Source organism: Pseudomonas sp. E315 (genome assembly GCF_055406205.1).
In genome coordinates, this window is record NZ_JBUZPJ010000010.1 from 138,972 (window position 1) to 151,331 (window position 12,360).

Here is a 12,360-nt window from a genome sequence, read left to right on the forward strand (position 1 = left end):
CAGTAATGCGAACACGCTTACAAGCTTTAAATATGACAATTCTATTTCAAGCCTAAAGCAGAAAGTAAAACAACACCTGAAAATATAAAAGCGTTATATAAATACCACTGCTCATTCCAAGTGGCTGACAGCTTGATAGTTATCCCTACATATAAGAATAGGAATTGACAACACTGAAAGTAGGATCTTCCACCAGAAAAACGAAGGATAAGCACTTAAGGTTATTGCTACCTTCATGTTCACCCCTAATATAAATACCAATTGCGTGTGGGATTTTGCCAAGGCCAGCCAAGGATGTGCCTTCCAGAGGTGAACGCCCTACGATCAGCGCGTCTATTTTGGTCGTCAAAGCAAAACGCTGACCGCTGCGCGTTGGCGCCAGCGTTTGATCGTGGCACGATGGCGAGGTTATCGACCGAGACCCCTCAACCATGCCCCAATCCCAAAGCAAGAATCCGTCCCTGATCGCCGCTATTGATCTGGGTTCTAACAGCTTTCATATGGTGGTAGCCAAGGCGCAGAACGGTGAAATCCGTATCCTCGAGCGGCTTGGTGAAAAGGTGCAGTTAGCTGCTGGCATCGACGAAGAGCGCAAACTCAACGAAGAATCCATGCAGCGCGGGCTCGATTGCCTGAAACGCTTTGCCCAACTGATCAACGGTATGCCGTTGGGCGCCGTGCGCATCGTCGGCACCAACGCCCTGCGTGAAGCACGTAACCGCAATGAGTTCATCGTGCGCGCCGAAGAAATCCTCGGCCACACTGTTGAAGTCATTTCTGGCCGTGAAGAAGCACGCCTCATCTATTTAGGCGTTTCGCACACGCTGGCCGACACACCGGGCAAACGCTTGGTCGCCGATATTGGCGGCGGCAGTACCGAGTTCATCATCGGCCAGCGCTTTGAACCTCTGCTGCGCGAAAGCCTGCAAATGGGCTGCGTCAGTTTTACCCAGCGCTATTTCCGTGACGGCAAGATCACTCCTGCACGTTATGCGCAGGCTTACACCGCCGCCCGTCTTGAGCTGATGAGCATCGAACACGCCTTGCGTCGTTTGACCTGGGATGAAGCCATCGGCTCTTCAGGCACTATTCGCGCCATCGGTTTGGCCCTCAAAGCAGGTGGTCATGGCAGCGGCGAAGTGAATGCTGAAGGCTTGGCCTGGCTCAAGCGCAAGCTGTTCAAGCTGGGCGAAGCAGACAAAATCGACTTTGAAGGCATCAAACCCGACCGCCGCGCTATTTTCCCGGCAGGTCTGGCAATTCTTGAGGCGGTGTTCGATGCCCTTGAATTGCAACGCATGGACCATTGCGACGGCGCGCTACGTGAAGGGGTGCTCTACGACCTGCTGGGCCGTCATCACCATGAAGACGTGCGTGAGCGCACGCTCAGCTCGCTGATGGATCGCTACCATGTTGATCGTGAACAAGCGGCACGAGTTGAACGCAAAGCCCTGCGCGCCTTCGATCAAGTGGCCAAGTCGTGGGATCTCAAAGACGGGATCTGGCGCGAATTGTTGAGCTGGGCGGCCAAAGTGCATGAAGTGGGGTTGGACATTGCCCACTATCACTACCACAAGCACGGCGCCTACCTGATCGAGCACTCCGACCTTGCAGGGTTTTCACGCGAGGACCAGCTAATGCTCGCGCTGCTGGTGCGCGGTCATCGCCGTAACATTCCGAAGGACAAGTTCGCCGAGTTCGGCAAAGACGCCATCAAGCTGATTCGTCTGTGTGTGCTGTTGCGCTTTGCGATCCTGTTCTACCACATCCGCGGTAATCAGGAAGCCTCACAAGTAAAGCTGCGCGCTGATGGCGATCACCTTGAGGTGATCTTCCCCGAAGGCTGGCTTGAGCAAAACCCGTTGACCCAAGCCGACTTTGAGCAAGAAGCTCAATGGCTGACTCGCGTCGGGATTGTGCTGACTGTGTCGTAACGATAACAACCTGTAGGCGCGAACTTGCTCGCGCCTACAGGTTTAGCGTTAAACAGAAGGCCCGGTGCTCACCGTCAATACAGGCAGGCTTAGGCGATCCAGCAAGGTAGCCTGGGCGCTGCGCGGGTTTTGATTACCGGTTGGCGTGTTACGCACGTAACGGCCGTCTGACTGTAGGCTCCAGCTGTGAGTGTTGTCCGTCAGGTAGCATTCCAGCTCTTTCTTGACCCGCAGAATCAGCTTTTTGCCCTCTATCGGGAAGCACGTTTCGACGCGCTTATCGAGGTTGCGCTCCATCCAGTCAGCACTCGACAAGAACATCTGCTCTTCGCCGCCATTGAGGAAGTAGAACACCCGCGTGTGCTCCAGGAAGCGACCGATGATCGAGCGCACATGAATATTGTGCGAAACCCCGGCAATACCCGGGCGCAAGCAACACATCCCACGCACCACCAGATCAATACGCACGCCAGCCTGACTTGCCTTGTACAGCGCACGGATGATTTTTGGGTCCGTCAACGAGTTGAATTTGGCGATGATATGCGCCGGCTTACCCTCTGTTGCGAACTGGGTTTCGCGGGCAATCATGTCGAGCATGCCTTTTTTCAACGTAAACGGCGCATGCAGCAGCTTTTTCATGCGCAGCGTTTTGCCCATACCGATCAACTGGCTGAACAATTTGCCAACGTCTTCGCACAACGCATCGTCGGACGTCAGCAAGCTGTAGTCGGTGTAGAGCTTGGCGTTACCGGCGTGATAGTTGCCAGTGCCCAAGTGCGCGTATCGCACGATTTCGCCCGCTTCACGGCGCAGAATCAGCATCATCTTGGCGTGGGTCTTAAAGCCCACCACGCCATAAATCACTACGGCGCCCGCTGCTTGCAGACGGCTGGCCAGTTGCAAGTTGGATTCTTCGTCAAACCGCGCACGCAGTTCGACCACCGCCGTCACTTCTTTGCCGTTACGCGCAGCATCAACCAGCGCATCGACAATTTCGGAGTTGGCGCCACTGCGGTAAAGCGTCTGGCGCACGGCCAGTACATGTGGGTCTTTGGCCGCCTGACGCAACAAATCAACCACGGGCGTAAACGATTCAAAAGGGTGCAGCAGCAAAATGTCCTGCTTGCTGATCACACTGAAAATGTTCTCGCTGTTCTGCAACAACTTAGGAATGGCCGGGGTAAACGGCGTGTATTGCAGCTCAGGGTGGCTGTCCAGGCTGGTAATGCTGAATAGCCGCGTGAGGTTTACCGGGCCATTGACCGTGTACAACTCGGTCTCGTGCAGGTTGAACTGTTTGAGCAAGTAGTCGGACAGGTGTTTAGGGCAGGTGTCGGCCACTTCCAGACGCACCGCATCGCCATAGCGACGCGAAAACAACTCGCCGCGCAGCGCACGGGCCAAGTCTTCAACATCTTCAGTGTCGACAGCCAAGTCTGCGTTTCGCGTCAGACGGAACTGGTAGCAGCCCTTAACTTTCATGCCCTGAAACAGGTCATCTGCGTGGGCGTGAATCATCGACGACAAGAACACATAGTTGTCCCCTGCACCGCCAACGTCTTCAGGCACCTTGATGACGCGGGGCAGCAAACGCGGGGCCGGGATAATGGCCAAACCTGAATCACGGCCAAAGGCGTCGATGCCCTCAAGCTCAACAATAAAGTTCAGGCTTTTGTTAACCAGCAACGGGAACGGGTGCGTCGGGTCAAGACCGATCGGGGTAATGATCGGGGCGATTTCGTCACGGAAAAAGCGCCGTACCCAGGCTTTGATTTTGGTGTTCCAGTGCCGACGACGAATGAAGCGTACTTGGTGCTTTTCAAGCTCGGGCAACAAGATGTCATTGAGGATCGCGTATTGGCGGTCAACATGGCCGTGAACCAACTCACTGATCCGGGCCAACGCTTGATGCGGCTGCAAGCCGTCAGCACCCGCCTGTTCGCGGGCGAAGGTAATTTGCTTCTTCAAGCCCGCGACACGAATCTCAAAAAACTCATCCAGGTTGCTGGAAAAAATCAGCAGAAACTTCAACCGCTCAAGCAATGGATACGACTCATCCAGTGCCTGCTCCAGCACACGGATGTTGAACTGCAATTGCGACAGCTCGCGATGGATATACAGGCTGCTGTCATCCAGACCAGGAATGGCAATCGCTGGATGCGCCGAAGCGTGGGCCTCAGGCGCAACAGGTGCGTGAGTTTCCGGCACAGGCGGGGTTTGCGGGGCCTGTTCAACAACGGGCTCGGCCTCAGTAGCAACGAGTTCTGTCTGTCCTTCGGTATTCATTGAGTGTTCCTGTAAGAGCGGGTTTGACTCTCGTAACAGTTAAGCGGCGCGTGCAATCAAGCTGCCAGAATGCCACCAACGCCTGTGGGTTTAAACCGCTCAAAGACGCTTTATGCGGGCTGAAGCCTATTAGAGGGTCATTTGTCGCAATTGTTCGGGCGCGTAACTTTTCGTATTGCCTTCGGAGCCACTGTCACAGGCTAGAACAAGGCCCGCTTTGGCTTCAAAAAACAGCCTTGCTGCGCAACTTTCTCGCCGTTTTACCGGCATCCGAAGATGTCCCCTGCGGCATACAGACACGCGCGCGACCTTTATAGCGACGCCCGATGAACACTAGATGACAGCCTCGTAAATGTAAGGCAGAAGCGTAGGATTTGTAGGATTTGTTAACGACAAGACACATTTCGATACTTTCATGAAAGTGCCTTAAGGCGTAGGCTGCGCGTTCATTTCGCCAGCATCCAGACAATGCTCCAACAATTTCTTCAAGAATTCGGCTACTTCGCCCTGTTTCTCGGGACGTTCTTCGAAGGCGAAACCATTCTGGTTCTCGCAGGCTTCTTGGCGTTTCGCGGATACATGGACCTCAAACTGGTGATGATCGTAGCGTTTCTGGGCAGTTATGCCGGGGATCAGCTGTGGTACTTCCTGGGGCGCAAGCATGGCCGCAAACTGTTGGCGCGCAAACCGCGCTGGCAACTCATGGGCGACAAAGCGCTGGAGCATATCCGCAGGCACCCCGACATCTGGGTCTTGAGCTTCCGCTTCGTCTACGGCCTGCGCACTGTCATGCCCGTCGCAATTGGCTTGTCAGGCTACCCGCCGGGGCGCTACCTGCTGCTCAACGGCATTGGTGCCGCCATCTGGGCCATCGCACTGGCAACGGCCGCTTATCACTTCGGTGCCGTGCTTGAAGGTTTGCTGGGCAGCGTCAAAAAATACGAGCTTTGGGTGCTGGGCGCATTGCTGGTGCTAGGCATCGGCCTGTGGGTACGCAGGCGCTTCAAGAATGCCCGCTTAGCCAAACAGACCGCGCTTGAAGAAGAAAAAACCAAGCTCGCCGAAGCTAACAACCCGCCAGTTGAGTAACCCGGTTTCTGCACACGTAGAGTCCGATAATGCTCAAAGCGCTGTAACTGAACAGGCCGACCCAGCCCAACACGCTGGCCGGCCACAGCCCCAGCCACGGAGCCAGCCCTACCAGCGGCACGTTCAGCGCCAGCCTTAGCCCTTCAAGTTTCAATGCCCAAGGGCGATTCTCAAGCCCCGCGCCAAGCACAAACAACCCCAATGCCATATAACCCCAACCCAGCATTAATGCTTGGGGCGGCAGGCTTTCGCCCAGGTTCAGCAAATAACTGCCCAGCGCGACATAAACGGCAAATTGCAGCACGATGTACAACTGCTGACGTAACGGCAACGCCACCTCAAACTTTTTAAATTGACTCAAGTCAGGCTTGTTCATCGGGTACTTGGCCGCCACATCCACAGGCCGCCAGCCCGTGGGCATAAACCAGATCCGCAGCTTGTCCCGCCACCGCTCAGCACGGCGTGCATCAGCCAGTAACTGGCCATAAAACTGCCAGTTGGCCCATAACGGATTCCAACTCGCCAGCGGTGTCGTCACTCCGAAAATCACTGGCTCAGCAGCGTCCTCCTCTTGGAAGGTGCCAAACAAACGATCCCAAATAATGAACACTCCGCCGTAGTTGCGATCCATATAAAGCGCGTTTTGCGCATGGTGAGCCCGATGATTGGATGGCGAAACGAAGAACCACTCAAACCAGCCCAGCTTGGGAATGTGGCGGGTGTGAACCCAAAACTGATAGAGCAAATTGAGCGTCGCCACCGTCACAAACACCAACAGCGGCACACCCAACACGGCCATTGGCAGGTAGAAGACCCAGCCAAACACAAAGCCGGTGCTGGTTTGGCGCAAAGCAGTGGACAGGTTGTAGTCCTCACTCTGGTGATGCACCGAATGCGCCGCCCACAACACATTACGCTCGTGCCCCAACCGATGGTGCCAGTAGTAGCAAAAGTCGTAGAACACAAAAGCGAACAGCCACACCCACAGACTGTCTTCAGGCAACTTAATAATTGCCAGATATTTCAAAGCAAAGGCATAGGTGACCAGCCCAACGCCCTTGGTGATCAGCCCCGTAGTGGTCGATAACACCCCTGCGCTCAGGCTGCTGATGGTGTCTGCCAAGCGGTAAGTGCGCACGCCACGCCAGCGGTCAGCCAATAACTCGACAGCGATTAGCACAAAGAAGAACGGCACTGCATACAGAATCAACTTCATGACACACCTCGCCTGACGATGATTCAAGCGTAGGCGCTGGTGGTACAAAACCCTATGGCATCAAACGCCAAATCAGGCGACATTAACGCCACGAACAAGGAGACCCGACATGACCCAAAAAAAAGTTGCCGTCATTCTTTCTGGCTGCGGCGTCTACGACGGCGCTGAAATCCATGAAAGCGTCATCACCCTGCTGCGCCTCGACCAGCGTGGCGCCAAGGTGCAATGTTTTGCGCCCAACATTGCGCAACTGCACGTCATCAACCACCTGACCGGCGAAGAAATGCCTGAGTCGCGTAATGTTCTGGTCGAGTCAGCACGTATCGCCCGAGGTGAAATCAAGGATATTCGTGAGGCCAAAGTCGAAGATTTCGATGCGCTGATCGTGCCGGGCGGGTTTGGCGCAGCTAAAAATCTTTCAAATTTCGCCACCGACGGTACAGCCTGTACCGTGCAAGCTGACGTGCTCGCACTGGCCGAGGCCTTTGCTGAAGCGGGCAAGCCCATTGGCTTGATGTGCATTTCACCCGCCATTGCTGCCAAAATTTATGGCCCCGGCGTAACCTGCACCATCGGCAAAGATGAAGCCACTGCTGCTGCCGTGACCAAAATGGGGGCCATCCACGAAGAGTGCGAGGTGACCGAAATTGTCGAAGACAAAGCCAGAAAACTGGTCAGCACCCCGGCTTACATGCTTGCACAGTCCATCAGCGAAGCCGCTTCAGGCATTAACAAAATGATCGACCGGGTGCTGGAACTGACCCACGAAGCAGACTGATCAGACTCTCGCCAAGCGAGTCAAAATCCGATCCAGCGCATTGGCGAACGCCTGTTTCTCGCGTTCGCCATACGCACCCTGCCCGCCGCTCATCTGCCCTTGCTCACGCAAGTCGGTAAACAGGTTGCGCACTGCCAGCCGCTCGCCCATGTTCTGTGGGTCAAACTCCTTGCCGCGGGGGTCCAGAGCCGCCACGCCCTTCTTCACCAGCCGATCCGCCAGCGGCACATCGCTGCAAATCACTAACTCGCCGGGCGCGGCGTGCTCAACCAGGTAATCGTCTGCGGCATCCGGCCCACTGGGTACCACGATCAATTTGACCAACGCGTAGGTCGGCTTGATCTGGCTCTGCCCCGCCACCAGCACCACCTCAAATTGACGTTTGAGGGCGAACTTGATGACTTGATCCTTCGCAGCCTTGGGGCAAGCATCGGCGTCGATCCAGACACGCATGGGGAAACTCCTGAAAAGTGATAAGTAAAGGCTATCACTTGTGGGCTCACCTGGCCGGTCGCCTGTTCAGTCATTGATCTTGTAGCCGCCCCCTTCAGCCCCTTCATGCAACGCAGACTGAATGCGCTCGTATAAGGCATTAGCTTCGAGAGTTGTTATAGAGCGCGAACAATCTCGCAGTACGACGCGCAGCAAAACATTTTCTTGCCCCGGTAAAAGCCCAAGCCGCTCGATCGCTTGCTCAGGCAGATCCTCTGCGGCCCATCGGCCTTTAACCTTCATTTCCTCTATCCAATCCGAGCAATCACGCGCCGCAATCAGCATTTTTTCAGTCAGCACCTCTTCGCTTTGGCCGGGCGTGACCGCCAGCGAGATGTCTCGTGTAATAGACGGCAAACGCGAGACAGCTTTCCAAGGACGCAGATCATGCATTTGAGCCTGAACGCGATCATTCGGATCGCGTAACAAACGAATGTCAGGAATGCCCTTACGCAGCATGGTCAAGCGATCCAACCCCATGCCCAACGCCAAGCCACCATGCCTGGTGGGGTCAATGCCCAACCTTTGCAGCAGTGACCGTGCCATGCACCCACACTCAAGCACTTCGACAGGCTGCTCTTTAGTAAGCACATTCACTTCAATTCCGCCGTCAGTGTAGTGATGCGGATTATCTCTGTACGTCCACTGCTGATTCGGCACGGCACACTCAAGGATGTCGCTCACCAGCCTTAATAAATGCTCTCGTGTGCCAAGTGCAGGGTCGCCAAGCACCCAGATATCCATCTGATGAGGTTCTGCGCAGTGCCACCTGTCACGGCTGTCGCGCCTGAATGTGATACCCGGCGCCGCCAACAGCACAACCTCACCGTCTTTACGGTTATCTGCTACCTGCTGCAAAGCACTGGGAATCAAGCTGGTTGTCTGCGTTCGCAAGAGTGAGTCCTCGCTGACCCAGCGCGTGTGCTCATTTCCCAGAGTGACCTCTTCAGGGTCATAGCCAAGTAACCCATAGTTCTCTTGTGCAGAGACAACTCTGGGGCCTCTTAACATCTGACCTGCAGGCCAGCCCCGGGCAACTAACCCATCAAGCACTTCGCTTAACAAAAGCCCAATCGCGTGAACGGAATGACCCCGCTCGGTGAAATCGCAAAGCTCAAGTGCTTTATTAAGTGAGTGCGTGCCAATGTATTTTTTCGAAGAAAGCATAACGACTCCTTGCTCAATACGCGGCAAGTGACCGCAAAATCTTGCATACGCTCAAATCTAAATCAAACATCTAAAACACAACAATATAAAATCACCAAAACCTTACAAACCAACCAAATATCAGACGCGCCCTACATATAATTCCCACACTAATTACCGGGCGACCTAAAAACAAAAAATAGAACAAAAAACAATATAACCACTCAAGCAGTGTCACTTTATTTTTTTAACTACTTACTTTAAACATGCCTCACCTGAGAACATCAGGTCATACTCACTCACTATGAAGGTAGGAAAATGACTACACTAACGTTAATAAAGCCAACATTAAACCGCATTGTATCGAGCCCGGATAATTTCGGCTGGGCTCCACTCGCCTGGGCTTATCAGCCAGATTGAGAACTGCATGAGTGAGCACGGCGTGCTCACTCATCTTTTTAGAGAGATAGGTTTATGTCACAGAACAAAACTCCATTTGATCTCACCGAACTATGGGTTATTTCAGACAATGACACGTTTCTTCAGCGATGCACTGCCAGCGGTTTCAAAACCCAGGCACTCAGTAAAATAGACTACCTGCCTGCCCAGAGTCTTGTTTTTTCATTCAGCAACGAGGCCGCGAAACGAACCTTCGACATTGCAAAAAATACACCTTCCAAAAAAAGTATATTTTGTGCCACCCATGTCTTTGATCCGTCCGTCACCAGCGCGCTCTACAGCCTTAAACTGATCATGAAGAGCAACTTTTATGATGCGCTTGATAGGCAGCGATCTGTATTAACCCTGCTGGACACCTACACACAATTTCATCTAGAAGGGGATCAATCTCAGGCCAACGTTGTCATTGCAGAGCAGACCACCCCTTATGCCATGATCAAAGAAGACATCACCCCTTCATATATATACTCCGTAGCAGAATTTTTTGAAGTCCACTATGCACACATCGACGCCCAAGCACCTTGTCCATTCACATTCAATGGCCGATTAAAAATATCAGGCATACTCACCGTACTCCGAAGGCAACCGACAACTCCAAACCCTAAACTTAAACGAGCGCTGAAAAAACTAGTGCAACATGTCGCATGCCATACAGCAACGCTGACAATAGAAAACAACATCATCACTTCATTCGTGGCTAACAACATAGAACACAAGCAACTTCTTAACGCCGCAGCAGGGCCTCGAGGATTAACACTGACAGAGTTCGCCGTAGGCGTTAACGGTGCAATATCACCTTGTATTGACTACCGCATCAACTCACAAATGAACGAAGGCATTAGCGGAGTGCATGTTGCACTGGGTGATGGCTCTTCGGGTTACCACATCGATTTTCTAAGCCCTGACGTGACCTTCAACCCCGTCCACCTCTAAATACGCTCAAACACACAGCTCATAAAACGTGATTGTCCGGCGCTCTATGTCGATTCAATCGCAGGCAAGACGCGCACCTATTAAAAGGTACGCGCCATGCCCCAAATACGTGGCTGCTTACAAAGCTTGCAACCGACGCTTTTCAGCGAGTTTGCTGCGGCTGTAAAGCACGATGATCGCCAGTATCGCCACCATTTGAGCGCCCAACGAGTAAGCATCTGCATGAATGCCCAGCCAGTCGAACTCAAAGAACGCAACAGGACGCGTACCGAAAATACCGGCTTCTTGCAGCGCTTTCACCCCGTGGCCTGCGAATACCACTGACAAGGCACAGAGCAGTGCGGCGTTGATTCCGAAGAACAGGGCCAGTGGCAATTTGGCCGAGCCGCGCAAGATGATCCACGCCAAGCCGACTAACAGCACCAACGCTGTCGCGCCGCCTGCCAATACCGCGTTGTGACCCGCCGGGCCGGCTTGCAGCCACAGGGTTTCGTAAAACAGAATCACTTCGAACAGTTCGCGGTACACCGAAAAGAACGCCAGAATCGCGAAACCAAAACGCCCGCCGCCGCTGACTAAACTGCTTTTGATGTAGTCCTGCCAAGCCGCGGCGTGACGGCGGTCGTGCATCCACACGCCAAGCCACAGCACCATGACGCTGGCAAACAAGGCAGTGCAGCCTTCGAGCAATTCGCGCTGAGCGCCACTGACGTCAATCACATACGCCGCCAGCGCCCACGTGGCCAAGCCCGCGACCAAGGCCAAGCCCCAACCGATGTTGACGCTGCGCACCGCTGATTGCTGACCCGTGTTACGCAAAAAGGCGAGGATTGCTGCCAACACCAGAATCGCTTCCAGACCTTCGCGCAGCAAAATCAACAGGCCAGAAATGTAACTCAGCGACCAGCTCAAACCATCGCTGCCCAACAACCCGGCTGACTGTTTGAGCAGGGCTTTGGCGGCGTCTAAACGCTGTTCAACTTGCTCGATCGGTAAACCGTCCTGCAAGGACTGCCGATAAGCCATCAGGGCTTTTTCGGTGTTTTTACGCACGTTGCTGTCAACGTTATCGAGCGAGCTTTCAACCAGCTCAAACCCTTCCAGATACGCGGCTACTGACAGGTCATAGGCTTGTTCACGATCACCCGCTCGATAAGCCGCAAGGCTCTTGTCGAGGGTTTCACTCGTGTAATCGAGCAACTGCGCCGGGCCGCGTTTGACCTGCGGTGGCTGAGCCCGTTGCGCACGGAAGGTGGCGGCGGCTTCTGGACCTTCAGCAGCCAGCACTTCACTGGGCGTTTGACGGGCAAGGTCTGCCAAGTTGTAGGTCTTGTCCGCTTTGGTTGCAGCCGGATCAGCGCTCAAGCCGGCGATATAAGTGGCCAGATCCCAGCGTTGACGCTCATCCAACTGATCGGCAAAGGCCGGCATGTCCGTGCCCTCAACGCCCAGGCCCAGGGTGTTGAAGATCGCGTAGAGGCTCAGTCGATCCAAGCGCTCAGCGTCACGCAGATTGGCCGGCGGCGGCGTCATGCCCACCCCGGCAGGGCCGTCGCCAGCGCCCGCCTCGCCGTGGCAGACCGAGCAGTGTTGGGCGTACAACGGCGCGCCGCGGGTTGGGTCGGGAGTAATAACAGGTGCTTGGCTGACCTCGTAGGCCACAGCCAGTTTGGCGCCTAGCTGTCGTGCTTCGCGAGCCACACTGGCGCCGTCTTCACGCTGCTCAATGGCCGATTGCAAGGCACTCACGCCCTGCGCCAGCTCGGCACGCTCAGGGCGTTGCGGCAAGTCCGCGATCAACCCCTTGAGAACCGCCAAAAACTCTAACTGCTCGCGGTACTCGGTTTCATCAATGACCTTGCCGTCAGCCACTGTGGGCGGATAGTCAGCACCGATGTAGTCAATTAAATGCAGCGCTTGTGAAGCGCCTTCCGGGGAGTTGGCAGACACTGCGAGGCTGCACAACGCAAACACTGGCAACATCAGCCAGGCCAAAAAACGCGAGCGGGCGGTCATTGTTAATTCCG

9 protein-coding genes are annotated in these 12,360 nt (G+C 54.5%); 4 read left to right on the plus strand and 5 right to left on the minus strand.

Going from position 1 to position 12,360, the window contains the following annotated elements:
• The first annotated feature begins 431 nt into the window (after positions 1-431).
• The gene (ppx, locus tag ACZRJQ_RS15330) at positions 432-1,934 is read left to right on the plus strand and encodes an exopolyphosphatase (protein WP_463979171.1); all 1,503 of its coding nucleotides are present in this window, start codon (positions 432-434) and stop codon (positions 1,932-1,934) included.
• 48 nt (positions 1,935-1,982) lie between these two features.
• Here ppx and ppk1 read toward each other — a convergent pair whose 3' ends face one another.
• A complete protein-coding gene (gene ppk1 / locus ACZRJQ_RS15335; RefSeq protein WP_463979172.1) occupies positions 1,983-4,220 on the minus strand; it encodes a polyphosphate kinase 1 in 2,238 nt (745 codons plus the stop codon).
• Between the two features lie 468 nt (positions 4,221-4,688).
• Between ppk1 and ACZRJQ_RS15340 the strand changes: the two genes are divergently transcribed.
• Complete coding sequence (locus ACZRJQ_RS15340) at positions 4,689-5,309, plus strand: DedA family protein (protein WP_463979173.1); 621 nt, start codon at positions 4,689-4,691, stop codon at positions 5,307-5,309.
• Here the strand turns inward: ACZRJQ_RS15340 and ACZRJQ_RS15345 are convergent.
• The gene (locus ACZRJQ_RS15345; RefSeq protein WP_463979174.1) at positions 5,287-6,525 is read right to left on the minus strand and encodes a sterol desaturase family protein; all 1,239 of its coding nucleotides are present in this window, start codon (positions 6,523-6,525) and stop codon (positions 5,287-5,289) included. The genes ACZRJQ_RS15340 and ACZRJQ_RS15345 overlap by 23 nt on opposite strands.
• Positions 6,526-6,634: 109 nt before the next feature.
• On the opposite strand from ACZRJQ_RS15345, the gene elbB reads away from it, so the two are divergent.
• Entirely contained in the window at positions 6,635-7,303 is a 669-nt protein-coding gene (gene elbB / locus ACZRJQ_RS15350) for an isoprenoid biosynthesis glyoxalase ElbB (RefSeq protein ID WP_463979175.1), read from the plus strand.
• On the opposite strand, the gene ACZRJQ_RS15355 is transcribed toward elbB, so the two are convergent.
• Together ACZRJQ_RS15355 and srmL are read right to left on the minus strand one after the other, a co-directional pair.
• A complete protein-coding gene (locus ACZRJQ_RS15355) occupies positions 7,304-7,756 on the minus strand; it encodes a YaiI/YqxD family protein (protein WP_463979176.1) in 453 nt (150 codons plus the stop codon).
• Between the two features lie 66 nt (positions 7,757-7,822).
• The gene (gene srmL, locus ACZRJQ_RS15360) at positions 7,823-8,962 is read right to left on the minus strand and encodes a PheS-related mystery ligase SrmL (protein WP_463979177.1); all 1,140 of its coding nucleotides are present in this window, start codon (positions 8,960-8,962) and stop codon (positions 7,823-7,825) included.
• Between the two features lie 453 nt (positions 8,963-9,415).
• Between srmL and ACZRJQ_RS15365 the strand changes: the two genes are divergently transcribed.
• Positions 9,416-10,333, plus strand: a complete 918-nt coding sequence (locus tag ACZRJQ_RS15365; protein WP_463979178.1) for a hypothetical protein — start codon at positions 9,416-9,418, stop codon at positions 10,331-10,333.
• Positions 10,334-10,450: 117 nt separating this feature from the next.
• Here the strand turns inward: ACZRJQ_RS15365 and ACZRJQ_RS15370 are convergent, their stop codons facing one another.
• Positions 10,451-12,349, minus strand: a complete 1,899-nt coding sequence (locus ACZRJQ_RS15370; protein WP_463979179.1) for an FTR1 family protein — start codon at positions 12,347-12,349, stop codon at positions 10,451-10,453.
• Positions 12,350-12,360 lie beyond the last annotated feature (11 nt).